The organism is Bradyrhizobium sp. HKCCYLRH3097 (assembly GCF_051167875.1).
In the GTDB taxonomy this organism is placed as follows: Bacteria; Pseudomonadota; Alphaproteobacteria; order Rhizobiales; family Xanthobacteraceae; genus Bradyrhizobium.
The window spans coordinates 356,869-382,110 of record NZ_JBNPTX010000002.1; the positions used below are offsets into that span (position 1 = coordinate 356,869).

Here is a 25,242-nt window from a genome sequence, read left to right on the forward strand (position 1 = left end):
CGGATCCGGCGGCAGGGGCTGTGATCTAGACGCAGATCATCGCCCGTACCGCGGAGGTACGACGGCGCATTTCGGCGATCATGTGGGTCGCTGCGTTGATCATGGGGGCAGGCCTATAAGGCTGCCGGGTTCCTGCGTCAAGCTCGCAAGTCGGCCCGGCGCGTTCAGGGCTGGCGTCAGACCGCATGCCACAGCCATTCCATGATGCGCCCGATGATGTCGCCGAACAGCAGCAGCACCGCCGACCACACCAGCGCCGACACGAAGTTGGCGATCTGGAACACCATGTAGGGCATCTCGAAAATGCCCGCCGCCAGCGGCACCGATGCGCGCAACGGGCCAAAGAACCGGCCGATGAAGATGCTCGGCACGCCCCAATCGCGCACGAAGGCCTCGCCGCGCGGCAGCAGCTCCGGGTAGCGCGACAGCGGCCACATCTGGGCGACGCGGTCCTTGTAGCGGTAGCCGAACCAGTAGGAGACCCAGTCGCCGAGCGCGGCGCCGATGCCCCCGGCCAGCCATATCGGCCAGAAGCTGATCCCGGTGGCGCCGATCAGGGCGCCGATCGCGACCAGGGCGCCCCAGGCGGGAATCAGGAGCGAGACGAAGGCCAGGGACTCGCCAAAGGCAAGCAGCAGGACGATCGGAGCAGCCCAGGCCTGATGGTCGCGCACGAAGTCGGCAACCGCGCGGCCAAAATCTTCCATCTGCTCGACGCCTTTCTGCTCCGCGGCGCTTAAGTGCTTGAAGGCCTTCGCGGTTCCATGGCGCAGACTGGTACGCCACCGAACCCGCCCACTTCAAGTCACAACAACCGGCTGAACCGCGTGAACAGCGGCGATCCGACGTTCGGAACCGGCCAAGACGTGGCGGGCCGGTGAACGTCGTTGTTTCCCGGGGTCATTGTTTTATGCCGGTCCATGGCATAGTCAGGCCCAACGATTCGTTCCATCTTGCGCACACGCAACATCAGATTCCATGGGTAAGCCGTTGAAATCAGCTGCAAAAGCCAAGGCCAAGAGCGTCACGGACCCGTTGGCGGCGTTCGCCGCCAAGGGCAAGGCTCCGGCCAAGCCAGCCGCCCGCTCGGCGAGTGCCGAGGGCGATTACACTGCCCGTGACATCGAGGTCCTCGAGGGCCTGGAGCCGGTGCGGCGCCGCCCCGGCATGTATATCGGCGGCACCGACGAAAAGGCGCTGCACCACCTGTTTGCCGAGGTCATCGACAACTCGATGGACGAGGCGCTGGCCGGCCACGCCACCTTCATCGAGGTCGAGCTCGACGCCGAAGGCTTCCTCACCGTGACCGACAACGGCCGCGGCATTCCTATCGATCCCCATCCCAAGTTTCCGAAGAAGTCGGCGCTCGAAATCATCATGTGCACGCTGCACGCGGGCGGCAAGTTCGACTCCAAGGTCTACGAGACCTCGGGCGGCCTGCACGGCGTCGGCATCTCCGTGGTGAACGCGCTGTCGACCCGGCTCGAGGTCGAGGTCGCCCGCAACCAGAAGCTCTACCGCATGGTGTTCGAACGCGGACATCCCAAGGGCAAGCTCGAGGAGGTCGGCAAGGTCGCCAACCGGCGCGGCACACGGGTGCGTTTCCAACCCGACCCGACCATCTTCGGCGCCAAGGCGACGTTCAAGCCGCAGCGCCTGTTCAAGATGGCGCGCTCGAAAGCCTATCTGTTCGGCGGCGTCGAGATCCGCTGGAAGTGCGATCCGTCGCTGCTGAAGGGCATCGAGGACGTCCAGGCCGAGGCGACGTTCCATTTCCCCGGCGGTCTGAAGGACTACCTGGCCGCAGCGATCCATGCCGACACGCTGGTCCATCCGGATATCTTCGCCGGCAAGTCGGGCCGCACCGGTGGCCATGGCGGCTGCGAATGGGCGGTCGCCTGGACCGCCGATGCCGACGGCTTCCTGTCCTCCTACTGCAACACGATTCCGACGCCGGACGGCGGCACGCACGAATCCGGCATCCGCAGCGCGCTTCTGCGCGGCCTGAAGGACCACGCCGAGCGCGTCGGCCAGGGCAAGCGATCGGCCAACATCACTTCCGAGGACATCATGGCGGGCGCCGCCATCATGCTCTCGGTGTTCGTGCGCGAGCCGGAATTCCAGGGCCAGACCAAGGACCGCCTCGCCACCGCAGAGGCCCAGCGCATCGTCGAGCAGGCCGTCAAGGACCCGTTCGACCACTGGCTGTCCGGCAATCCGGTGCAGGCCAACCGGCTGCTCGATTTCGTCATCGAGCGCGCCGAGGAACGCATCCGCCGCCGGCAGGAGAAGGAGACGGCGCGCAAGACCGCGACCAAGAAGCTGCGTCTGCCGGGCAAGCTCGCCGACTGCACCGACGCCGGCACCGAAGGCTCCGAGCTGTTCATCGTCGAGGGCGATTCGGCCGGCGGCAGCGCCAAGCAGGCACGCGACCGCAAGAAGCAGGCGGTGCTGCCGCTGCGCGGCAAGATCCTCAACGTCGCCTCCGCCGGCAAGGACAAGCTGACCGCCAACGCCCAGCTCGCCGATCTCGTGATGGCGATCGGCGCCGGCACCGGCACGTCGTATCGCGAGGAGGATCTGCGCTACCAGCGCATCATCATCATGACCGATGCCGACGTCGACGGCGCCCACATCGCCTCGCTGCTGATCACCTTCTTCTACCGGCAGATGCGGCCGCTGATCGACGAGGGGCATCTCTACCTCGCCGTGCCGCCGCTCTACCGGCTCACCCATGGCAGCAAGACGTTCTACGCGCGCGACGATGCCCATCGGGACGAGCTCCTGAAGCGCGAGTTCAATGCCAACGCCAAGGTCGAGATCGGCCGCTTCAAAGGTCTCGGCGAGATGATGCCGGCCCAGCTCAAGGAAACCACCATGGATCCGGCCAAGCGCACCCTGCTGCGCGTGGTTCTGCTGGCCGAGGATCGCGACGGCACCGCCGACTCGGTCGAGCGGCTGATGGGGACCAAGGCAGAGGCCCGCTTCGCCTTCATTTCGGAAAAGGCCGAATTCGCCAGCGACGAGCTGCTCGACGTCTAGCTTTTGACCCGATTTCACGCCTCGATTGCAGGTTCCATTCGCTCGCGCGAGCCTGCAATCGATCTTTCCAATCAAAGGGTTACGAGAATCCCGAGCATCCCGCAGCGCACTTTCCCCTCCGGTGTGCTCAACCTGCAACAGCTTTTGGGCACCAATCGGCTATAGTTCTGGCACATCTGGCGAGGGAATCGCCGCCGCAACCCGGCACCTGCGACACGACGATCTTGGGGAATTGGATATGAAGAAGTTTTTGCTTGCTGCCACTGCGCTGGTTGCGATCACGGGTGCCGCCTCTGCTGCTGATCTGGCGGCTCGCCCCTACGTGAAGGCTCCGATGATGCCGGTGGCGCCGAGCTGGACCGGCTTCTACATCTTCGGTGGCGCTGGTGGCGGCCTCTGGGATGCAGACTCCCACACCAACTTCAACGGCGTGCCGGTGACGATCGATCAGCGCGTCGGCGGCGACGGCTTCCTCGGCACGGTCGGTGCGGGTTATGACTGGCAGGTCAACCCGACCTGGGTCTTCGGCCTGTTCGCTGACGGCCAGTTCGGCAGCCTGCGCGGCACCCTGCAGGATCAGTTCGCTGCCCTGACCGGCCGCATCAAGATGGAAACCGCCTGGGCCGCGGGCGCCCGCGTCGGTTACCTGGTTGCGCCGAACGTGCTGTCCTACGTCAACGCGGGCTACTCCGGTTCGCACTGGTCGGGCACCGGCCTGACCACCCTCACCGGCGCGGCCTCCGGCTTCCACACCGACTCGTTCAACCGCAACGGCTGGTTCGTCGGCGGCGGCGTCGAGAACAACCTGAACATCTTCGGCATCTCGGCGCCGGGCTGGTTCATGAAGACCGAATATCGCGCTGCCTATTACGATCGGAAGGACATCGCGGTCCGCACCGACGTCGGCAACCTCGCAACGACCGACTCGGTCAGCTTCAAGCCGTGGGTGCAGACCATCAGCACCTCGCTGGTCTACCGCTTCAACTGGACCGGCCCGGTCGTCAAGTACTGAGCCGAACGCACTCGGTCTTTCAATAATTCTGCGAAAAGCCCCGGTAGATCCGGGGCTTTTTGTTTTTGGCTCGGATATTGGCGGCTGGAGCCGCTGGTCATCTGCCGCGCCGGCCGCTAGCCTCCTCGTCACAAAACTTCACAAAAAAGACGGCAGCAGCGTTTCCGATGCTGTGACGCGGTCGACGAGGGAGGACATGGTCATGCGGAAATTCCTGATGATCGGCGGCCTGCTTCTGCTCGCCATCGGCCTGCTCTGGGTCGGTCAGGGCACCGGGGTGGTGGCATGGCCGCGGACGAGCTTCATGATCAACCAGCTGCAATGGGCCGGCTATGGCGTCGGCATGGGTGCACTCGGCCTGGTGATGATCTGGCAGGGCACCTGCTGACGTCTGACAACAACGACATGGAGACACGACATGGCGGGCCGTTTCGACCTGAGTGGCAAGGTTGCGATCGTGACGGGAGGCAACGGCGGAATCGGCTTGGGGATGGCGCGCGGGCTTGCCGATGCCGGCGCCGACATTGCCGTGGTCGGCCGCAACGAAACCAAGTCACGGGCGGCGGTGGCTGATCTCGCCGGTCGCGGCGGCCGTGCCATCACCGTCACAGCCGACGTCAGCGACAAGGACGACGTCGCCGCCATGGTCGCGCGCGTGACCAGCGAGCTCGGTCGCATCGACATCCTCATCAACAATGCCGGCATGAGCATCCGCAAGCCGCCGCACGTGCTCGAGCTGGAGGAGTGGCAGCAGGTGATCGACACCAATCTCACCAGCGCGTTCCTGTGCTCGAAGGCCGCCTACCCGGCCCTCAAGGCGAACGGCGGCGGCAAGATCATCAACATCGGCTCGATGCTGTCGATCTTCGGCGCCAGCTTCGCGCCGGCCTATGCGGCCAGCAAGGGCGGCATCGTGCAGTACACGCGCGCCTGTGCCTGCGCCTGGGCGCCCGACAACATCCAGGTCAACGCGATCTTGCCGGGCTGGATCGACACCGACCTGACGCGCGCGGCGCGCAGCCAGATCGACGGCCTGCACGACCGCGTGCTGGCGCGCACGCCCGCGGCACGGTGGGGCGACATCGACGACTTCGCCGGCATCGCGACGTTCCTGAGCTCGCCGGCCTCGGACTTCGTCACCGGCACAGCCATTCCCGTCGATGGTGGCTATTCGATCATGGCCTAGCCGAGGCCTCAGCGTCGAAAGCTCTTGATCTCGGAGACGCTGCCGTCGCGATAGGTCAGCTCCACCGAGACGAACTTCGTCGCCGGCGGCAGCTTCAGATAGGGCGTGGCGTTGGAGGGAATCGCAATGGGATCGCGCATGTCGCAGCCGGGCATGTTCAAGACCTTGTCCGGCACGGCCGTATCGATGCCGATGCGGACCTCGCGGATGGCGCAGCGATACGACATCAGGTGCGTGTAGTAGACCAGGAGACCGTTGAACTCGCGGAACGACAGCCAGCTCGTCGCGGTCATGTCGAGGATCTTGCGCTGGTCATGCACCAGCGCGGCCTCCGGCTCGAAGCGGATCGGAAACGGTCCCTGCATCTCGCCGGATGCATCGACATAGCGGACCTGGATTGTGCCCGCGGGCGCATCCGCCGGCAGCTGGATCGAGGGATTGGGCATGCGCTTGCGCGTGCGCGGATCGAGCACGTCCATGAAGCCGGTCTCGCGAAACTCTCCTGCCTCACCCATGCGCCAGGAAATGCCGAGCGTCGGATCGGCGATCGAGAAGGTGACGGTCCAGCCGCCATTGTGGCGCGAGAACATCGCAATCGGTGCGTTCAGGCTCTCGTTCGCCGGCGGAATGCGCGGCGCCGAGACGGGAGGCAGCGCCGCCAGCTTCTGCTGCGGCTCGGCCGGCTTGTCGGCTGCAGCCGGCCCCTTCGCCATGCCGTTGAGAAAGACATCGTCGACCATCTGGTCGAAATAGACCGGAATCTGCTTGTGCCGCACGGTCTCGGCGAGCTCGCTGACCAGCCGGCGGGTGCGTTGCGCCACCTGCACCAGATTGACGCCGGGCTGCGTCAGCTCCTTGGCGAAGGTGCGCGTGAACACCGAGTTTGGATTGACGTCATCGTTGGAGAGCCGGTCGAGCGCGGTCTGGCGCGGACCGGCCGAGAACACTGAGAATACGCCTTCCGGCAACTGCGTCATCGGCGCCAGGCCACCCCCGCCCGCCACCGCGCGCGTGCCCGAGCGCTCGAACGGATTGTTGCGGCAGGCGTCGAACACCAGGATCGAGGTGCGCGCCTTCTTGTTCTGCAGCCGCTCGATGACGCGGTCCGCGAGGATCGAGGCGTCGCGTACCAGCTCTTCCTGGCCTTCGGTGGCCGCGGGCACGTCGGTCGGCAACAGGAAGTTCTGACCGGCGATTTCGAAGCCGTGACCGGCATAGAAGAAGAACGCGGTGTCGCCCGGCTCGACGGCGTTGTCGAACGCCAGCAGTGTCTGGCTGAACTGCTGGCGATTGAGATTCTCCGCGACCATGACATTGAAGCCGAGTTGCTTCAGCGTGTCGCCCATCGTCCGCGCGTCGTTGACGGCCTTCTGCAGCTTCGGCACGAAGCGGTAGTCGTTGTTGCCGATCACGAGCGCAATGCGCTTCTCGGCACGCGCGGCGGCCGGCGCCAGAACCACTGCCAGCATCGCCAGCCCGCACGCCAGCCACGTCCGCATCGATCTCATCGTTCGTCCCTGCCCTCATCGCGTGGGCTGCCGCCCTCGGATAGTCGACGGCACCGCGCCACCGGTTCATGCCCGGCGGCACACGCGGCTGCTCCCCTGCCGAACACACGCCGCAATTCCATCGACAATTCGACCAGAGCGCTTTCCGCGACCGGCCGTAGGAAGCTTCGGAGCACCCGAATACGACAGCTCGACGACAGGTTGCCTGCAAATAATGCAAAAACATTAAGCTTTTTCGGTACTTCGCTCCCCTCTTCCATTGACTTTGCAGAATTCGCCCCTATCTTCCGGAGCAGCGCGGCCGGATCGCATCCGATTCCTGAGAGATTGACCGCGGGTCGGCGTTAGTCAGAAAACCCCCAGCTTCGTTAGAGCATGCCGTTTCGGGGTTGAGCGCGACCACAGCCTTTTACCCTCGATTCCTAACGGCGGCGTCGAATAGAGGCCCCGTCGCCTATCGGCGCGTGACATAGAGGCTCGATGTCTTTTTCCAATCTCGGCTTGTCCGACAAGGTGTTGGCTGCAGTTGCGGCCACTGGTTACACCACCCCGACCCCCATTCAGGAACAGGCGATTCCTCATGTGCTGGCGCGCCGCGACGTGCTCGGCATCGCCCAGACCGGCACCGGCAAGACCGCCGCTTTCGTCCTGCCGATGCTCACGATCCTCGAGAAGGGCCGCGCCCGCGCCCGAATGCCGCGCACCCTGATCCTGGAGCCGACCCGTGAGCTGGCCGCCCAGGTCAAAGAGAACTTCGATCGCTACGGCGCCGGACAGAAGCTCAACGTCGCCCTGTTGATCGGTGGCGTCTCCTTCGGCGACCAGGACGCCAAGCTGACTCGCGGGGTCGACGTGCTGATCGCCACGCCAGGCCGACTGCTCGATCATACGGAACGCGGCGGATTGCTGCTCACGGGCGTGGAACTCCTGGTCATCGACGAAGCCGACCGCATGCTCGACATGGGTTTCATCCCCGACATCGAGCGCATCTGCAAGCTCGTCCCCTTCACCCGCCAGACCCTGTTCTTCACCGCGACCATGCCGCCGGAAATCCGGCGCATCACCGAAACCTTCCTGCACAACCCGCAGAAGGTCGAGGTCTCCAAGCCGGCCACGACCGCCGTTACCGTGACCCAGTTGCAGGTCCCATCCGGACGCGAGGCGCATCAGAAGCGCGAGGTGCTGCGCAGGCTGTTGCGGAACGCCAAGGATCTCAACAACGCGATCATCTTCTGCAACCGCAAGCGCGACGTCGCCATCGTTCACAAGTCGCTGCAGAAGCACGGCTTCAGTGTTGGCGCCCTGCACGGCGACATGGACCAGTCGGCCCGCACCGCTGCGCTCGATCAATTCCGCAAGGGCGAACTGCCCTTGCTCGTCGCCTCCGACGTCGCCGCACGCGGCCTCGACATTCCCGAAGTCAGCCACGTCTTCAATTTCGACGTGCCGCATCATTCCGACGACTACGTTCACCGCATTGGCCGTACCGGCCGCGCCGGACGGACCGGCACGGCAATCTCGATCGTGGCCCCGGCCGACCAGAAGTCGATGGTCGCCATCGAGAAGCTGATCGGACAGGGCATTCCGACGATCGAGGGTGACTACGAAGTGCAGGAGTCCTCGGGCGACGAGGATACGCGTGAGCGACGTCCGCGTGACGCCGCGCGTCGCGGCAGCCGCGGCAAGGCGCGGGAGCGCGATGCGGCCCCGCGCGAGCGTGATCCAGCCCCGCGGGAGCGCGAGCCGCGCGCGGCAGCTCCGCGCGCCGCACAGGCAAATTCTCCGCGGCCTGCGCCGAGCGCTCGCAAGGAACAGCCTCGCAACGAACAGCCTCGCAATGAAGCGCGGCGGCCGCGGCGCGACCACGACAACGAGCCCGCCGATCACTCACATCTGCCCGCCTTCCTGCTTCGCCCGGTGCGGGCACCGCTTCCCTGAGCGCGGGCACAAGATTCCGGGCTGCCCCCCCCATGCGGTCGCCCGGAACATCAGCCGCTGCATTCGTAGACCTGACTTAAGTCGACAGCGCTGAGCTCTCGGCGAGGCGTGCGTCGAGCGAACAGTTCCAGCTCGCGTCAGCAGTTTCCGGCAGCATCCTATGTAGCTCATTGAACATATGAGCTGCCGTTCCCGTATCCACGGCGCGGCGCATCCGGGACTCTACGGCCGTATTTACCCCTGGTTCACAAACGTCCTTTAGCTTGGCCGGCATTGTTTATTTCATTGCTGTGACGACGACGGCGACGCGGGCGATTGGGGGGAACCTGTGGTGGTCAATGCGCTTGACGAACACGAACGCACGATAGGCTTCGCCGAAGTCGCGCTCAGCCAGATCAGAACGCTCCGCCATTCGGCCAATCCGCGCAATTACGAGGTCTGGTACGTCTACGCGACGGGCTACAACGCACCGCTGAACGAGATCATCAACGAGACGCTTTCGCGCAACGGCAAGCTGTCGCAGTCCGATCTCGATCAGCTCTACGACTCCTACCTCGCGCAGCTCAAGACGTCGGATCGCATCGACAAGGTCGGCGCGCGCGTCGTCGGCGAGATCGACGACCTGGTGAACATGCTCACCGATGCTCTCGGCAGGACGGCGAGCTACGATGCGAGCCTCGCGGGCGCCGATCAACGACTCGCGTCGGCCACCAGCCGCGAGCAACTGGTCGACATCATCGAGGCGCTGGCCCATTCGACCAAGCAGATGCGCGAAACCAACCGGATCCTCGAAGAGCGGCTGACGCTGTCCAAGGACGAGATCAGCGGGCTGCAGCACAGCCTGGAGGTCATTCGGGCCGAGAGCCTGACCGATCCCCTCACCGGCCTCGGCAATCGCAAATATTTCGACCGGATGATCGAGACGACGGTGCAGTCGGGGCTCGCGACCGAGCAGCCGCTGTCGCTGTTGATGTTCGACATCGACCACTTCAAGTCCTTCAACGATTCCTACGGACATCTCACCGGAGACCAGGTGCTGCGCCTGGTCGGGATGACCCTGAAGCACGCCATCAAGGGCCAGGATATCGCAGCGCGCTATGGCGGCGAGGAGTTCGCCGTCGTGCTGCCCAACACCTCGCTACAGCACGCGCTGACGGTGGCCGATCACATCCGCCGCGCCGTCACGGCAAAGGAGCTCAAGAAGAAATCGACGGGAGAGATTCTCGGACGTGTGACCATCTCGGTCGGCGTATCCGTGCTGCGGGCCGGCGATGACACCGACGCCCTGATCGAGCGCGCGGACGCCTGCCTCTATGCCGCCAAGCGCAACGGCCGCAACAAGGTGGTATGCGAGAACGATCCCGAATACGCGACGACGACGCGAGGTCAGGTCGCCTGACGGCAAGGTCGCCAGCGACGCATATGGAGCATCAGCGTGCTCGCGATGATGCTGCGCGCGACGTCTGCCGGCCCCGCGCCACTGTCGCGCTGCGTGTTTTGCGACCGGCGGGACCCTTGTCTGCGCTCTTGTCAACGCTCTTGGCCACCTTTCCCGTCTTGGCCGGCTTGGTCTTTTTCACTGCCGGCCTGGTTGGTCCAGGCTTCGCCCCACCCCGGGTCGGGACCAGTCCGTTGCCCCGCGCCGCCCGCTTCTTGCTGGTCCGCTTGCTCAAGGCCGCCCTCTGGGCCGCTGCGAATGCATCTCTCGCCCAGACCGCGAACTCGTCGGTGTCATCGAACAGATGTGCCGGCACCTGCCAATACGACCGCACCGTCATGGTCCGCGCGCGGGTCTCGTAGGAAAACGGCTTGGATCCGGCCTCCTCGAATCTGGCAAAGCTGGTTTCGTCAGCACGGAGATAAAGGCCGCTGCGCAGCGCGAGCGCGAAGTTGATGCCGTCGGCGGAGATGCCGAAGCCGGAGAACATCCGCCGGATCGTGACCGGACCGAAGCCGGCGAACAGATCGATCAGGAATTCGCGGTCCATCGCGCCAGCTCCCGCCAACACCCCACTTGCTCGCCCGGAGTTTTCGGTCGGGAAGGTGGCGCGTGTCAATGTCCGGAACGCGACAGCTCCGGAGCCGCACTGGCTGGAAGCGGACGATCAGACCTCGGCCGGCTTGAGCTGCACCGACTCGCCGCAGCCGCAGGCACTGATCTGGTTCGGATTGTTGAAGACGAACTGGGCCTGCATCTTGTCAGCCTGATAGTCCATCTCGGTGCCGAGCAGAAACAGCACGGCCTTGGGATCGACCAGGATCTTGACGCCCTTGTCCTCGACGACCTCGTCGGTCGGCCGGATATCATGGGCATACTCGACCGTGTAGGACTGACCGGCGCAGCCGCCATTCTTGACACCGACACGCAATCCGATGATCTCGGACTCGGCGCGATCGGTGAGCTCACGGATGCGCTTGGCCGCCGCATCGGTGAGCCGCATCACCTGCGGGCGGGGCCGCGGCTTGGGCTTGGCAACAGGCGCTGTCGAATTCGTCGTGCTGGTCATGGCGTCATCCCGGCGGGGTATGTGATCCGCCCTTACTATTCAAACTTCGTGCCCGCTCGTCTCACCACATGTTCAGGACGAGCCGGGCCTCGTCGCTCATCCGGTCCGGCGTCCATTGCGGCTCCCAGACGATGCTGACGTTGACGACGCCGACACCCGGGACGCTCGCGATCGCGTTCTCCACCATGGTCGGCAGCTCGCCAGCCGCCGGACAGTTCGGCGTCGTCAGCGTCATCATCACGTCGACGCTGCGGTCGTCCTTGATGTCGACCTTGTAGATCAGGCCGAGCTCGTAGATGTCGGCCGGGATCTCCGGATCGAACACCGTCTTCAGCGCCGCGATGATCTCGCTGGAGAGCCGCTCGGTCTCCTCCGGCGGCAGCGCCGAATGCGTTTCGACGGACTGAGTTTTGACGTCGGCCGTGTCGGTCATGCAAACAATTCCCGCGCCTTGATCAATGCCTGTGCAAGCTGATCGACCTCTTCCCTCGTATTGTACATGCCAAACGAGGCCCTGCAGGTCGCCGTGACGTTGAATCTCTCCAAAAGCGGCATCACGCAGTGCGTGCCCGCACGCACCGCGACGCCCTGCCGATCGATCACGGTCGCGATGTCATGGGCATGCGCCCCCTTCATCTCGAACGAGATCACAGGGCCCTTGCCCTTGGCGGTGCCGATCAGCCGCAGCGAGTTGATCTCACGCAGCCGATCCTGGGCATAGGTGAGCAGGTCGTGCTCATGCGCGGCGATGCGCTCCTTGCCGACCGAGTTGACGTAATCGATCGCGGCGCCGAGCCCGACCGCCTCGACGATCATCGGGGTGCCAGCCTCGAACTTGTGCGGCGGATCGCCATAAGTGACCCAGTCGCGCGCAACCTCGCGGATCATCTCGCCGCCGCCATTGTAGGGGCGCATGGCAACGAGGTGGTCGTACTTGGCGTAGAGCACGCCGATGCCGGTCGGCCCGTACAGCTTGTGGCCGGTGAAGACGTAGAAGTCGCAGTCGATGTCCTGGACGTCGATGGCGAGATGCACGGCGGCCTGGCTGCCATCGACCAGCACCGGAATGCCGCGCGCATGCGCAATGCGCACGACCTCCTTCACCGGGACCAGCGTGCCGAGCATGTTCGACATCTGGGTGATAGCGACCAGCTTGGTTTTCGGCGTGAGCAGCTTCTCGAACTCGTCGATCAGGAAATTGCCGTCGTCGTCGACCGGAGCCCACTTGATCACCGCGCCCTGGCGCTCGCGCAAGAAGTGCCAGGGCACGATGTTGGAATGGTGCTCCATGATCGAGAGCACGATCTCGTCGCCCTCGCCGATGTTCGGTCCGCCCCACGACGACGCCACGAGATTGATCGCCTCGGTCGCGTTGCGGGTGAAGATGATCTCCTCGCTGCGCCGTGCATTGAGAAAGCGCGTGACCCGCTCGCGGCCGCCCTCATAGGCCTCGGTCGCGGCGTTGGCGAGATAGTGCAGGCCACGATGCACGTTGGCGTATTCGCTGGTGTAGGCCTGCGTCATGCGATCGAGCACCGCGCGCGGCTTCTGCGCCGACGCCGCGTTGTCGAGGTAGACGAGCTTCTTGCCGTAGACCTGCAGCGCCAGCGCAGGAAAATCCTCGCGGATGCGGGCGACGTCGTAGGATCCGTTGGAGACGGCGGGATGCGTGCTCATGCGCGCGCCTCCATCCAGTCCTGGGCGGCTGCAATGACGCGCTCGCGCAGAGCATCGTCCTCGATCGCTTCGATCGCCTCGCCGACGAAGGCCTGGATCAGCAGCGCCTGGGCCTGCTTCTCCGGCAGGCCGCGGGCCTGCAAATAGAACAACAGGCTGTCGTCGAGCGCGCCGGCAGTGGCGCCGTGGCCGCAGGAGACGTCGTCGGCGAATATCTCGAGCTCCGGCTTGCTGTCGGCCTCGGCCTCGTCGGACAGCAGGAGCGCACGGGTCATCATCTTGCCGTCGGTCTTCTGCGCGTGGGGGCGGACGACGATGCGGCCCTGGAACACGGAATGAGCACGATCGTCGAGCACCGCGCGGAAGTTTTCGCGGCTGGTGCAGCCCGGCACCGCGTGATCGACGACGAGCGTCAGGTCGCCATGCTGCTTGTCACGCAGCAGGTTGACGCCGTTGACGATCAGCTCGCTGCCTTCGCCCTTGAAAGTAATGAAGCCCTGCAGACGACTGACGGCGCCGCCTGTCGCCATGTTGAAGAGATTGAGTTTCGACCGCGCACCGACCTCGTACTTGGCTGAAGTGATGTTAACGGCGTCCCTGGCATCGCGCATCAGACGAATGGTGGACAGCGCAGCGTCATCACCGAGGGAGACGACCACGGCGTCATTGGCCTGATAGCCCGAGGCACCATCGGCAGCGATCGCGCTCTCGATCAAGGTGGCCTGCGCGCCGTTCCCCACCGAAAGATGTGAGCGACTGGCGCGCGATGCTTGCGATGCTGTCGCGATGTGGATGATCTGCAGCGGATGCGAGAGCTTTGCACCGTCCGTCACGGAGATCAGGACTCCGTCGGTCGCAAGCGCCCCGTTCAACAGGACCATCGCATCGTTGACAGTCGTCTCCAGCAACCGCTCGCTGCCGGCGCTCTGCAGCGCCTCGCGAAGCGTGTGAACCTTGACACCATCCTCGGAGGCCGAAATATCCGAGAGCTCCGCCACGAACACGCCGTCGACCAGCACCAGCTTCCGAGCACCGTCGACGGCAACAGAAGCCAGCACGGCCTTTGCCCGCGCCAGCGCCGCCGCGTCCGGCGCGCCTGCCAGCGGCAGCACCTCGCGCATCAGCGCACGCAGATCAGTGTACTTCCATTCCTCGATACGACGGTGCGGCAGGCCGGTGCGCTCGAAAGCCGAGAAGGCTTCGCGCCGGATATCGGCCACCTTGCCGGTGCCGGGCAGACGGCCCCAAGCGGCAGAGAGCAAGCTGCTCGCCGCCGGACCGCTGTCGTTCTTAACCAAAGCTACGTTCATCACAGATCCATTCACGCGAGGCTCAGGCCGCGTCTTCGAACTGGGCGTAACCGGACGCCTCCAGCTCGAGCGCGAGCTCCTTGCCGCCGCTCTTCACGACGCGGCCCTTCGACATCACATGAACGACGTCGGGGACGATGTAGTTCAGCAGCCGCTGATAGTGGGTGATCACGATCATCGAGCGCTCAGGCGAGCGCAGCGCGTTGACGCCGTCGGCGGCGATGCGCAGCGCGTCGATGTCGAGGCCGGAATCCATCTCGTCGAGGATGCAGAGCGACGGCTGAAACAGGGCCATCTGCAGCACCTCGTTGCGCTTCTTCTCGCCGCCGGAAAAGCCGACATTGACGCCGCGCTTGAGCATGTCCTGCGGAATGCTGAGCGATTTCGAGATCTCGCGCACCTTCCTGAGGAAGTCCGGCGTCGAATACTCCTCCTCGCCGCGCGCCTTGCGCTGCGCATTCAGCGCGGTGCGCAGGAAGGTCATGGTGGCGACGCCGGGGATCTCGACCGGATACTGGAACGCCAGGAACACGCCCTTGGCGGCACGCTCGTCCGGTGCCATGGCGAGCAGATCCTCGCCCTTGAACAGGATCTCGCCGCCGGTCACCTCGTAGCCCGGCTTGCCGGCGATGACGTGGGACAGCGTCGACTTGCCGGAGCCGTTCGGCCCCATGATCGCGTGCACCTTGCCGGCGTCGATCGACAGCGTCAGGCCGTGGAGAATCTCGCGCTCCTCGACGCGGACCTGCAGGTTGTTGATTTCGAGTAGTGCCATGATCTGTTTCCGCTCAACGCTTGCCCTGGCGACACCGATTCCATCGGGTCCGAGGTCGAATGATATCGATGTCAGTACGAGCGGGCCGCGCCGCGGCCCCGCTGCAATGTGGCCTCAGCCGACCGAACCTTCGAGGCTGATCGAGATCAGCTTCTGCGCCTCGACCGCGAACTCCATCGGGAGCTGCTGCAGCACGTCCTTGACGAAGCCGTTGACGACGAGCCCGACCGCCTCCTCCTGCGAAAGACCGCGCTGGATGCAGTAGAACAGCACGTCCTCGGAGATCTTGGACGTGGTCGCCTCGTGCTCGAAGGTGGCCGAGGAATTCTTGGCCTCGATATACGGCACGGTATGCGCGCCGCATTTGTCGCCGATCAGCAGCGAATCGCAGGCCGTGAAGTTGCGCGCGCCGGTGGCTTTGCGATGCGCCGTGACGAGACCGCGATAGGTGTTCTGCGAGCGGCCTGCGGCGATGCCCTTGGAGATGATCCGGCTGGTCGTGTTCTTGCCGAGATGGATCATCTTGGTGCCGCTATCGACCTGCTGATAGCCGTTCGAGATCGCGATCGAATAGAACTCACCGCGCGAATTGTCGCCGCGCAGGATGCAGCTCGGATATTTCCAGGTGATCGCCGATCCCGTCTCGACCTGGGTCCAGGAGATCTTGGAATTGTCGCCGCGGCAGTCGCCACGCTTGGTGACGAAATTATAGATGCCGCCCTTGCCTTCCGAATTGCCCGGATACCAGTTCTGCACCGTCGAGTACTTGATCTCGGCGTCGTCATGCGCGATCAGCTCGACCACGGCGGCATGCAGCTGGTTCTCGTCGCGCTGCGGCGCCGTGCAGCCTTCGAGGTAGCTTACGTAGGCGCCCTTGTCGGCGATGATCAGCGTGCGCTCGAACTGGCCGGTGTTGCGCTCGTTGATGCGGAAGTAGGTCGACAGCTCCATCGGGCAGCGCACGCCCGGCGGCACGTAGACGAACGAGCCGTCGGAGAACACCGCCGAATTCAAGGTCGCGTAGAAATTGTCGGACGTCGGCACCACGCTGCCGAGATATTTCTGTACGAGCTCGGGATGCTCGCGGATCGCCTCCGAGATCGGCATGAAGATCACGCCGGCCTTCCTCAGCTCCTCCTTGAACGTCGTCGCCACCGACACCGAATCGAACACGGCGTCGACCGCGATCTTGCGCGTCTCGGGGCTGCCGGCGCCGGGCACCGGCTCGACGCCTTCGAGGATCGCGACCTCGCGCAAGGGAATGCCGAGCTTCTCATAGGTCTTCAGGATCTCCGGATCGATCTCGTCGATCGAGGAGAGCTGCTTCTTCGGCTTCGGCGCCGAGTAGTAGTAGAGATCCTGGAAATCGATCTTCGGATAGTCGACGCGCGCCCAGGTCGGCTCGGTCATGGTCAGCCACCGGCGATAGGCCTCAAGGCGCCATTCGAGCATCCAGGCGGGCTCGTTCTTCTTGCCCGAGATGAAGCGGACGGTGTCTTCGGAAAGCCCCTTCGGAGCCTTCTCGGATTCGATGACGGTCTCGAACCCATAGCGATATTGGTCGACGTCGATCCGCCTGACGCGGTCGACCGTCTCTTGTACGGCTGGCATTCAATCCTCCGCTCGCGGTTTCAAGGACCGCGGTGGACACGTTCTGGAACCGTCTTACGACGTTTCCTCGACGAAATCACGCCCTTAGAATCACTCAAGCACGGTTTCGTCGCCACCTTTAAGTAGGGTCAATGACAGCTTTCGCCAAGCCTGCAGGCCGCGATCGACGTCCGCCTCCGTCGTGGACCAGCCCAGACTGAGGCGCACCGCTCCCTGGGCTGCTGCGGAACTGGCGCCCATCGCTTCCAGGACATGGGAGGGCTGGACCTTGCCGGACGAGCAGGCCGAGCCGGAAGACACCGCGATTCCTTCGAGATCGAACCCGATCACGGCTGTCTCGGCCTTCAGCCCCGGCGCCGTGAACAGCGTCGTGTTCGGAAGCCGCGCCGCTTCGGAGGAAAATACCGTCACGCCAGCGGTTTGACGAAGGCCCGTTTCCAGCCGGTCGCGCAGCGCCGTGATCCGGGGCAGGTCGACCTCGAGCTCAGCCAGGGCAGCACCGGCCGCGGCGCCAAATCCGGCAATTCCTGCCACGTTTTCGGTTCCAGCCCGGCGACCGCGCTCCTGGCCGCCACCGCGGAGAACCGGAATCGGCTCCTCCACACCAGCGCCCAGAACCAGCGCGCCGACGCCCTTGGGTCCGCCGATCTTGTGCGCAGAGATGGTTACAAGGTCTGCGCCCATCTCTTTGATATCGAAGGGTATTTTTCCAAATGCCTGGACCGCATCGACCTGCAGCAGGCCGCCCGCCTGGTGCACGATCTCAGCAACTTTCGAAGCCGGTTGAAGCACCCCGGTCTCGTTGTTGGCGGCCATGACGGATACCAGCGCCGGCGGCCCTCCGGCCAGCAGGGCTTCCAGGCGGCCGAGATCGACCACGCCGGAGGAGTCGACCGGGATCGTCTGCACCGCTGATGGCGCGAACCGGCCGCCGGCCAGCACCGAGGCATGCTCGACCGCCGACACCAGCAGCCGCTCGACCGGGCCGGCCGGCGCGCGCAGGCCGGGGCTCAAGGCGAGCACATTGGCCTCGGTTCCGCCGGAGGTGAACACCACGCGGCGCGCGACGGTGCCGAGCCCCCGGGCGATCACCTCGCGGGCCTCCTCGGTCAGCCGCCGCGCCTTGCGGCCTTCGGCGTGAACCGACGAGGGATTGCCGACCAGATCCATGGCGGCGAGAATCGCCGCGCGCGCTTGCGGTCGCAGCGGGGTCGTCGCATTCCAGTCGAGATAGATCCTGTCGGCCATGGCTCGTTCTTATCAACTCGGGCCACGAACGACCATCGCTCGCCCGCGCCATGATGATGCGCGACGGCCAGCGTGATATTGTCGGGCGCGAGATTGAGATAGCGGGTCCGTTGCCATGAACAAGCTTGTCGGCTCGATGCTGCGTCCGAATGATCGGACCTTCTACGCGATCATGGCCGGGCTCTCGCTCGGCATCGGCGTCGTCAACGCCCTTTCCGCCGCCCACGATGCCGTCAGGCTGGGCGCGGCCTATGATCTGGAAAAACAGTTGCTGTGGGAGATGACGAGCATTGTCGTCCTCATCCTGCTGGCGCCGCTGCTGGTCGCTACGGTTCGTTCCATCCGGCTGGGTCCGGCTACCATGGCACGTCACATCGCGCTCGCAATTGCCGCCGTGGTCGCCTTCTCTGCGCTTCACATGATTGGCATGGTGACGCTCCGCAAGCTGCTGATGTGGACCGCGGGCGGCGCCTACGACTTCCAGCTCTCGCTGGCCACCATCGTGTACGAGTTCCGCAAGGACGTCATGACGGCGCTCCTCATCGGTGCCACGCTCTGGCTGTACGACGGCTATCGCGCGAGCGCTGTCCGAGAGCCGACACGGCGATCCGAGCCGCCTGCCCCTGCCACGCTCTGGCTGCGCGACGGCGCGAGCCGCATCCGCATCTCGCCGGCCGACATCCTGTGGGTCGCCGCGGCCGGCAACTACGTCGAATATGCCATGGCCGACGGCAGGCGACATCTGATCCGCGGCACCTTGTCGGCCGCCGAGGTCGAGCTCGCTCGCTTCGCGCTCGTCCGCATCCACCGCGGCCGGCTGGTCAACATGGCCCGGGTCGCCGCGCTTTCGGTCCTGCCAACGGGCGATTTCGGCCTGACCTTCGACAACGGACAATCCGCGCAGGGCAGCCGCCGCTATCGCAGCGCCGTTGCGCAACTGGAGCACACGGCGTCGCTGCGCTGAACGGCCGGGCCGCAGACGAAAACGCCAGTATTTTCATCGAATTGCAGGCGCATTCGGATCACGTTCCGCGACCGCTTCGCCCCGCCACTGTATCGGCGGCCCGGTCTGCATCCCTGCCGCAGCCGCCTTGCCGGGCGTTGAAAATCCTTGCTTTTTGCCCCGCGCTCCATGCTAGAAGGCCAACTTCCAGTCACGCCAGCGCTGCTCCGTCCAAGCGAACGGATGGCGCTCGATCACCACTTTTCCTGCTGAACTCGTCGGCGAGGCGCCAGATGAAGCATGGACGAAGTCGGTCGACGCTCTGCCAAGGATTCTCTGATGCCTGAAGTCATCTTCAACGGTCCGGCCGGCCGCCTCGAAGGCCGTTACCATCCGGCGAAGCAGAAGAACGCGCCGATCGCGATGATCCTGCATCCGCATCCGCAGTTCCACGGCACGATGAACCATCAGATCGTGTACCAGTGCTACTATGCCTTCGCGCATCGCGGCTTCTCGGTGCTGCGCTTCAATTTCCGCGGCGTCGGCCGCAGCCAGGGTTCGTTCGATCACGGCACCGGCGAGCTGTCCGATGCGGCCTCCGCGCTCGATTGGGCGCAGACCATCAACCCCGAAGCTCGCGCCTGCTGGGTCGCCGGCTTCTCGTTTGGCGCCTGGATCGGCATGCAGCTCCTGATGCGCCGCCCGGAGGTCGAGGGCTTCATCTCGATCGCGCCGCCCGCCAACCTCTACGACTTCTCGTTCCTGGCGCCCTGCCCGTCCTCGGGCCTGATCGTGCACGGCGAGCGCGATGCGGTGGTGCCGCCCAAGGACGTCAACACGCTGGTCGAGAAGCTGAAGACGCAGAAGGGCATCGTGATCGACCAGCAGGTCATCCCCGGCGCCAACCACTTCTTCGACGGCAAGCTCGAGCCGCTGATGGAAACCATCACCGCCTATCTCGACATGCGCCTCGCCAATGTGAGGTGAGGTTGCGTCATCACCCGCGAAAGAAAGCGGGTGATCCAGTACGCCGCGGCTTCTCGGCTGATCATCAGCGTCTCGGATTACTGGATCGCCCGGTCAAGCCGGGCGATGGCACTGTGAGTGGCGTGAACGCTCGGTACGACAACAACGTTCCTACGCCGCCTGCTTCAACAAATACGCATCGTGCCGCGCGAGGAACGCGCGCAGCAGCTGCGGATAGTCGGCGCTGACCGCCGTCCTCACGCTCGGCCGCTGCGCGAGCCGATCGCGCCACGCCCGAACCTTCGGCGTGGACGCAAAGATGCCGAGATCGCCGTAGCCATCGAACACATCGAAGTAGCGGAAGATCGGCGCGAAGACGGCGTCGACCAGGCTGAAGCGGACGCCATCGAAATACGGCCCCTCGCCCAACGCAGCCTCAACGCGGACGAACTTCGCCGTCAGCGCCTCGCGCTTGGCCGCGAACACCGCGGCATCCTGCGTCGTCTCCAGGCCCCAGAGATCGCCGAGGATCGCTGAACCGAACTCCATCCAGGCGCGATGCTGCGCACGCGCGAGCGCGCCCTCGGGATGCAGCCGCGCGCCGGCTTGCGTGTCCTCGATGTACTCGCAGATCACGTTGCTCTCGAACAGCGCCACCTCGCCTTGCGCCGTCGGCACGACCAGCACCGGCACCTTGCCGAGCGGCGATATCTTCAGGAACCAGTCGGGCTTGTTGGCGAGATCGATGTCGATCCGCTCGAATGCGACGCCCTTCTCGGTGAGCGCGATGACGGCGCGTTGCACATAGGGGCAGAGCTTGTGGCTGATCAGCTTCAGGGCAGGCGCCATGACATCCTCGGCAGTTTGATGCAGATGCATCAAACTAGATGCACGCGCATGGAACTGTCAAGGTTCATGCAGATGCATAGATCATGGTCGCGCGATCACTCCGCCGGTCATCGGAAACGGCACGCCGGTGGTGGTGGGATAGCTCAGCGGCAGGCCCTTCATGCCGCGGACCGCCAGGAAGCCGAACGCCTGGGCCTCGATGGCGTCCGCCGACCAGCCCAGCGCATCGGCCGATTCGACGCTCGCCGGCGCGACACGCTCCCGTAGCATCCGCATCATGGTATGGTTGCGGGCGCCGCCGCCGCAGACGATCCAGCTCGCCGGCGGCTTCGGCAGCAGCGGGACGATGCGGGCAATCGCTGCGGCCGTGAACGCCGTCAGGGTCGCGGCCCCGTCCGCCGGCTTCACATCGCCCAGCTTCAGCGCGGCAAAATCATTGCGGTCGAGAGATTTCGGCGGCGGCAGCGCGAAGAAGGGCATTTCCAGCGCGCTGGTGATCCAGGCCTCGTCCGGGTTGCCCTGCTCCGCCACGCGGCCATCCTGATCGAATGCCTGTCCCGTGGTCCGGTGCATGAAGTCGTCGAGCAGCGCATTACCGGGACCGGTGTCGCAGGCGATCAGCACGTCGTCGCCGTCGATATAGGTGATGTTGGAGACGCCGCCGATATTGACCACGGCGATCGGCCCCGCGCGCGACAGCGACTGCGCCAGGGCGCGGTGATAGACGGGTACGAACGGCGCGCCCTGCCCGCCGAAATCGACGTCGGCGGCGCGGAAATCGTGCATCACCGGGATGTGGACGGACTTGGCAAGCACGGCCGCGTCGCCGATCTGCACGGTCAGGCGGCGCTCGGGGCGGTGCAGCACAGTCTGGCCGTGGAAGCCGATGATATCGATGTCCTCGGGCTTGAGCCGGTGCTGCGCCAGGAACGCGGCGACCGCCTCGGCATGCGCCACCGTCACGACGCGCTCGGCGTCGCGCACCCGTCCGGGGCGCGCATCGCGCCGCTCGATCTGCACCGCATCGGCGAGCGCCTCGCGCAGCAGGCTGCGCTCCGCGGCGCTATAGGCCCGGTAGCCCGAGGGACCGAGGCTCTTGACCTGCCGCCCATCGGTCTCGATCAGGGCCACGTCCACCCCGTCGAGCGAGGTGCCACTCATGAGGCCAAGTGCGGTCAGAATCATTGCAGTCGAACCTGAAAACCCTGCCCTGCTTGCCAAGTACGGCCGATTTGAGGTCCCGCCCAGGCCGTGCACATGCTTGTACAAGCCCGGCGCATCTTATAATGCCACAACGCCCGTATCCGTGGCATGTGCCTCCCGCACGTCCCCGCGACAAGCGGTCAATACCGTAAACAAATGCTCAGAGTCGCCGACAATGACTGGCTTCAAGTCTGATTTCCTGAACGTGCTGCAGAGCCGCGGGTTCATTCATCAGTGCTCGGATTTCGAGGGGCTGGATGCCCTCGCCGCCAAGGGCCAGGCGACCGCCTATGTCGGCTACGACTGCACCGCACGCTCGCTGCACATCGGCAACTTCCTGACCATGATGATGCTGTATTGGCTGCAGCAGACCGGGAACAAGCCGATCACCCTGATGGGCGGCGGCACGACGATGGTCGGCGATCCCTCCGGCAAGGACGAGACCCGCGCGATGCGCACGGTCGAGGAGATCGAGGCCAACAAGGCGTCGATCCGCGGCGTGTTCGCCAAGGTGCTGCGCTACGGCAATGGCGCCACCGACGCCATCATGCTCGACAATGCCGAATGGCTGACGAAGCTGAACTGGATCGAGATGCTGCGCGACATCGGCCGGCATTTCTCGGTCAACCGCATGCTGACCATGGACTCGGTCAAGCTGCGGCTTGAGCGCGAGCAGGAGATGAGCTTCATCGAGTTCAACTACATGGTCTGCCAGGCCTACGACTTCGTCGAGCTGGCGCGGCGCACCGGCTGCCGGCTGCAGATGGGCGGCTCCGACCAGTGGGGCAACATCGTCAACGGCGTCGAGCTCGGACGCCGCATGGGCACCGAGCAGCTCTTCGCGCTGACCACGCCGCTCTTGACCACCGCATCCGGCGCCAAGATGGGCAAGACCGCGCAGGGCGCGATCTGGCTCAATGCCGACCAGTGCAGCCCGTATGATTTCTGGCAGTACTGGCGCAACACCGAGGACGCCGACGTCGTCAAGTTCCTCAAGCTGTTCACCACGCTGCCGCTGTCCGAGATCGAGAAGCTCGGTGCACTGCAGGGTGCCGAGATCAACGAGGCCAAGAAGGCACTGGCCGATGCGGCCACCACCTTGCTGCATGGCGAAGAGGCGGCACGCACCGCTGCCGAGACCGCCCGCCGCACCTTCGAGGAAGGCGCCATCGCCGAGAACCTGCCGACGGTCGAGGTGCCGCAGGCCGAGCTCGACGCTGGCCTTGGCGTGCTCAACGCCTTCGTCAAGGCCGGCCTCGTCGGCTCCAACGGCGAGGCGCGGCGGCAGATCAAGGGCGGTGGCCTGCGCGTCAACGACATTGCGGTCACCGACGAGAAGATGGCGCTGACGCCGGCTGCACTGACCAGCGAGGGCGTGATCAAGCTGTCGCTGGGCAAGAAGCGCCACGTGCTGGTCAGGCCTGCATAGCCGCATTCGCTTTTGCCTGCTTGTCAGGGAAGGCCGAAAGGCGCTCCCTCAGGGCATGACGATCAGCGCGCCGCGAGAGCCTGCGCAAGCCGAGGAAACTCCGACAGCTCCACCACGCGTGCGCATGGCGTTCGTGGTGCTGGGTCTCTGCTTTGCGCTATCGGTGATTGGCCGCGGGCTGGGAGAAAGCTTCACCGTCTTTCTCAAGCCGATCTCCGACAGCTTCGGCTGGGACCGTTCCGAAGTCGTCTCGATCTATTCACTGACGGCGCTCGCCGGCGGCCTCGCCGCACCGCTGATCGGGCGGCTGTTCGATTACTCCGGACCACGCGCCGTGTATGCGCTCGGCCTCCTGCTGCTTGGTTCCGCCTTCACGGCCGCGGCGCACGCGCAGGCGCTGTGGCAGTTCCAGATCAGCATCGGCCTGTGCGTCGGCATCGGCATCGCGCTGATCGGCAACGTCCCCAACTCGATCCTGCTGGGCCGCTGGTTCGGCAAGAAGCTGCCGACCGCGATGGCGGTGATCTATTCCGCCACCGGCGCCGGCGTGCTGATCCTGCTGCCGGGCTCGCAACTGCTGATCGACGCGACCGGGTGGCGCAGCACATATCAGGCGTTCGGCGCCGCCGCCTTCATCCTGCTGGTGCCGCTGGCGCTGCTGCCCTGGCGGCTGTTTGCCGCCGGCGCGCCCCACATCACCAGGCCTGTCGCCGACGAGCTCGCCGGCGATGCCTGGACCTTGTCGCGGGCGCTGCGCCATCACGCCTTCTGGGCGTTGTTCTCGACCTTCTTCTTCACCGCCGTTGGCATGTATGCGATCGCGCCGCAGGTCGTCGCCTATCTGATCGATGCCGGCTTTGCGCCGCTGCAGGCCGCCACCGCCTGGGGCTTCTCGGGCGTGGTGCTGCTGTTCGGCATGCTCGGCGTCTCGGCCCTCGACGGGCTGATCGGCCGGCGGCCGTCGGTGCTGTTCTCCTACGCCGTATCGATCGCAGGAATCCTGATGCTGTGGGCGCTGCAATTCTCGCCGAACATCTTCCTGCTCACCGGCTTCGTCGTCTGCTTTGGCAGCATGATCGGCTCGCGCGGGCCGCTGTTGTCGGCGACCGCGATGAAGATCTTCCGCGGCAGGCGGCTTGGCACCATCTACGGCACGATCACGATCGGCAGCGGGCTCGGATCGGCACTAGGATCATGGAGCGGCGGCGTCATCCACGATCTCACCCACGGCTATGATGCCGTCATTCTGCTCGCGCTCGTGAGCGTCGTCATCGGCATGATCCCGTTCCTGGTCGTTCCGGCCCTTCGCACGTAATTGGCCCGCGGTCCAAGCACGATGTGCTTGCGCGCTCCGACAGCCGCCCGTCCACATAGTGGACGGCGCACAACAACCACGCGTTCATGATTAGTAGGCTGCTTGATGATAGTTGTTTCGGCAAGGACGCGCCGTCGAAAGCGCGCGCCATACCGACGGGATCGTCCGCGCCCTGGCCGATGGCGCCAAGCAGATCGAGCACGTCGCCGAGCTGATCTCGAGCATCGCGGGCCAGACCAACCTGCTGGCGCTCAACGCCACGATCGAGGCCGCGCGCGCCGGCGAAGCCGGGCGCGGCTTTGCCGTGGTCGCGGCGGAGGTGAAGAGCCTGGCAAGCCAGACCGGCACAGGCCACGCAGGAGATCGGCGACCGCATCGCCCGGATCCAGAACGCGACGCGGGAAGCGGTCGGCGCGCTCGACGGCATCACCCTGACCATCGAGGAGGTGTCCGCGATCGCGGCCACGATCGGATCGGCGATCGAGGAACAGGGACCGGCCACCGCGGAGATCGCGCGCAACGTCACCCAGACCGCGCAGGCCACCCGCGAGGTCACCGCCAACATCGGCGGCGTCTCGACGGCGGCCAATGAGACCTGGAGCGCCGCCGGCCACCTGCTGATCGCGGCCGGCAACCTCTCCAAGCAGGCCGAGCAGCTCTCCCGCGAGGTCGACACCTTCCTTGCTGGCGTCAGAGCCGCCTGAACCGCATCGATCGGGTCTG

The 25,242-nt window shown here is 65.2% G+C and carries 22 protein-coding genes and 1 pseudogene; 11 read left to right on the top strand and 12 right to left on the bottom strand.

Annotated elements, in window-relative coordinates; translation table 11 throughout:
- Positions 1 to 176: 176 nt before the first annotated feature.
- Positions 177 to 707 (bottom strand): DedA family protein, encoded by a 531-nt coding sequence (locus ACQR0U_RS07280; protein WP_315712141.1) that lies wholly within the window; start codon positions 705 to 707, stop codon positions 177 to 179.
- A 271-nt stretch (positions 708 to 978) separates the two neighbouring features.
- Here ACQR0U_RS07280 and parE point away from each other — a divergent pair, with 271 nt between their 5' ends.
- From parE to ACQR0U_RS07300, 4 genes are all read left to right on the top strand, one after another.
- Positions 979 to 3,042: a DNA topoisomerase IV subunit B gene (parE, locus tag ACQR0U_RS07285; protein ID WP_315751665.1), complete on the top strand. Its 2,064-nt coding sequence runs from the start codon at positions 979 to 981 to the stop codon at positions 3,040 to 3,042.
- 238 nt (positions 3,043 to 3,280) lie between these two features.
- On the top strand, positions 3,281 to 4,054 hold the full coding sequence (locus tag ACQR0U_RS07290; RefSeq protein ID WP_434842994.1) for an outer membrane protein: 774 nt from the start codon (positions 3,281 to 3,283) through the stop codon (positions 4,052 to 4,054).
- Between the two features lie 202 nt (positions 4,055 to 4,256).
- Positions 4,257 to 4,442: a hypothetical protein gene (locus tag ACQR0U_RS07295; RefSeq protein ID WP_315712631.1), complete on the top strand. Its 186-nt coding sequence runs from the start codon at positions 4,257 to 4,259 to the stop codon at positions 4,440 to 4,442.
- Between the two features lie 30 nt (positions 4,443 to 4,472).
- On the top strand, positions 4,473 to 5,240 hold the full coding sequence (locus tag ACQR0U_RS07300) for an SDR family NAD(P)-dependent oxidoreductase (RefSeq protein ID WP_315712145.1): 768 nt from the start codon (positions 4,473 to 4,475) through the stop codon (positions 5,238 to 5,240).
- 8 nt (positions 5,241 to 5,248) lie between these two features.
- Here the strand turns inward: ACQR0U_RS07300 and ACQR0U_RS07305 are convergent, their stop codons facing one another.
- Entirely contained in the window at positions 5,249 to 6,748 is a 1,500-nt protein-coding gene (locus ACQR0U_RS07305) for a caspase family protein (RefSeq protein WP_410052320.1), read from the bottom strand.
- 480 nt (positions 6,749 to 7,228) lie between these two features.
- On the opposite strand from ACQR0U_RS07305, the gene ACQR0U_RS07310 reads away from it, so the two are divergent.
- Both ACQR0U_RS07310 and ACQR0U_RS07315 read left to right on the top strand, forming a co-directional pair.
- Positions 7,229 to 8,686, top strand: a complete 1,458-nt coding sequence (locus ACQR0U_RS07310; RefSeq protein ID WP_315712146.1) for a DEAD/DEAH box helicase — start codon at positions 7,229 to 7,231, stop codon at positions 8,684 to 8,686.
- Between the two features lie 331 nt (positions 8,687 to 9,017).
- The gene (locus ACQR0U_RS07315) at positions 9,018 to 10,085 is read left to right on the top strand and encodes a GGDEF domain-containing protein (protein WP_315751668.1); all 1,068 of its coding nucleotides are present in this window, start codon (positions 9,018 to 9,020) and stop codon (positions 10,083 to 10,085) included.
- A gap of 31 nt (positions 10,086 to 10,116) precedes the next feature.
- Here ACQR0U_RS07315 and ACQR0U_RS07320 read toward each other — a convergent pair whose 3' ends face one another.
- From ACQR0U_RS07320 to ACQR0U_RS07355, 8 genes are all read right to left on the bottom strand, one after another.
- Entirely contained in the window at positions 10,117 to 10,674 is a 558-nt protein-coding gene (locus tag ACQR0U_RS07320; RefSeq protein ID WP_316170477.1) for a TfoX/Sxy family protein, read from the bottom strand.
- A gap of 117 nt (positions 10,675 to 10,791) precedes the next feature.
- On the bottom strand, positions 10,792 to 11,193 hold the full coding sequence (locus ACQR0U_RS07325) for a HesB/IscA family protein (protein WP_315712149.1): 402 nt from the start codon (positions 11,191 to 11,193) through the stop codon (positions 10,792 to 10,794).
- A gap of 61 nt (positions 11,194 to 11,254) precedes the next feature.
- Positions 11,255 to 11,626: an SUF system Fe-S cluster assembly protein gene (locus tag ACQR0U_RS07330; RefSeq protein ID WP_315712150.1), complete on the bottom strand. Its 372-nt coding sequence runs from the start codon at positions 11,624 to 11,626 to the stop codon at positions 11,255 to 11,257.
- On the bottom strand, positions 11,623 to 12,870 hold the full coding sequence (locus tag ACQR0U_RS07335; RefSeq protein ID WP_315712152.1) for a cysteine desulfurase: 1,248 nt from the start codon (positions 12,868 to 12,870) through the stop codon (positions 11,623 to 11,625). Before ACQR0U_RS07335 ends, ACQR0U_RS07330 begins: the two co-directional genes overlap by 4 nt.
- Positions 12,867 to 14,180 (bottom strand): Fe-S cluster assembly protein SufD, encoded by a 1,314-nt coding sequence (gene sufD, locus ACQR0U_RS07340; RefSeq protein WP_434842993.1) that lies wholly within the window; start codon positions 14,178 to 14,180, stop codon positions 12,867 to 12,869. Before sufD ends, ACQR0U_RS07335 begins: the two co-directional genes overlap by 4 nt.
- Positions 14,181 to 14,202: 22 nt before the next feature.
- Positions 14,203 to 14,955 (bottom strand): Fe-S cluster assembly ATPase SufC, encoded by a 753-nt coding sequence (sufC, locus tag ACQR0U_RS07345; protein ID WP_315712154.1) that lies wholly within the window; start codon positions 14,953 to 14,955, stop codon positions 14,203 to 14,205.
- 114 nt (positions 14,956 to 15,069) lie between these two features.
- A complete protein-coding gene (sufB, locus tag ACQR0U_RS07350; RefSeq protein WP_315712155.1) occupies positions 15,070 to 16,566 on the bottom strand; it encodes a Fe-S cluster assembly protein SufB in 1,497 nt (498 codons plus the stop codon).
- Positions 16,567 to 16,656: 90 nt separating this feature from the next.
- Positions 16,657 to 17,814, bottom strand: coding sequence for a cysteine desulfurase family protein (locus ACQR0U_RS07355; protein ID WP_316192601.1), 1,158 nt, complete (start codon positions 17,812 to 17,814; stop codon positions 16,657 to 16,659).
- Between the two features lie 172 nt (positions 17,815 to 17,986).
- On the opposite strand from ACQR0U_RS07355, the gene ACQR0U_RS07360 reads away from it, so the two are divergent.
- Positions 17,987 to 18,778, top strand: a complete 792-nt coding sequence (locus tag ACQR0U_RS07360) for a LytTR family DNA-binding domain-containing protein (protein WP_434872110.1) — start codon at positions 17,987 to 17,989, stop codon at positions 18,776 to 18,778.
- 318 nt (positions 18,779 to 19,096) lie between these two features.
- A complete protein-coding gene (locus ACQR0U_RS07365) occupies positions 19,097 to 19,744 on the top strand; it encodes an alpha/beta hydrolase (protein ID WP_008971476.1) in 648 nt (215 codons plus the stop codon).
- A gap of 150 nt (positions 19,745 to 19,894) precedes the next feature.
- Here the strand turns inward: ACQR0U_RS07365 and ACQR0U_RS07370 are convergent, their stop codons facing one another.
- Entirely contained in the window at positions 19,895 to 20,572 is a 678-nt protein-coding gene (locus ACQR0U_RS07370) for a glutathione S-transferase family protein (protein ID WP_315712159.1), read from the bottom strand.
- Between the two features lie 81 nt (positions 20,573 to 20,653).
- A complete protein-coding gene (locus ACQR0U_RS07375) occupies positions 20,654 to 21,757 on the bottom strand; it encodes an anhydro-N-acetylmuramic acid kinase (RefSeq protein WP_315751675.1) in 1,104 nt (367 codons plus the stop codon).
- 193 nt (positions 21,758 to 21,950) lie between these two features.
- Between ACQR0U_RS07375 and tyrS the strand changes: the two genes are divergently transcribed.
- The 3 genes and pseudogenes from tyrS to ACQR0U_RS07390 form a co-directional block, all read left to right on the top strand.
- Complete coding sequence (tyrS, locus tag ACQR0U_RS07380; RefSeq protein ID WP_315712161.1) at positions 21,951 to 23,204, top strand: tyrosine--tRNA ligase; 1,254 nt, start codon at positions 21,951 to 21,953, stop codon at positions 23,202 to 23,204.
- A 55-nt stretch (positions 23,205 to 23,259) separates the two neighbouring features.
- On the top strand, positions 23,260 to 24,519 hold the full coding sequence (locus tag ACQR0U_RS07385; RefSeq protein WP_434842991.1) for an MFS transporter: 1,260 nt from the start codon (positions 23,260 to 23,262) through the stop codon (positions 24,517 to 24,519).
- A 124-nt stretch (positions 24,520 to 24,643) separates the two neighbouring features.
- A pseudogene (locus ACQR0U_RS07390) lies at positions 24,644 to 25,223 on the top strand (methyl-accepting chemotaxis protein); the annotation flags it as partial.
- Between the last annotated feature and the right edge of the window lie 19 nt (positions 25,224 to 25,242).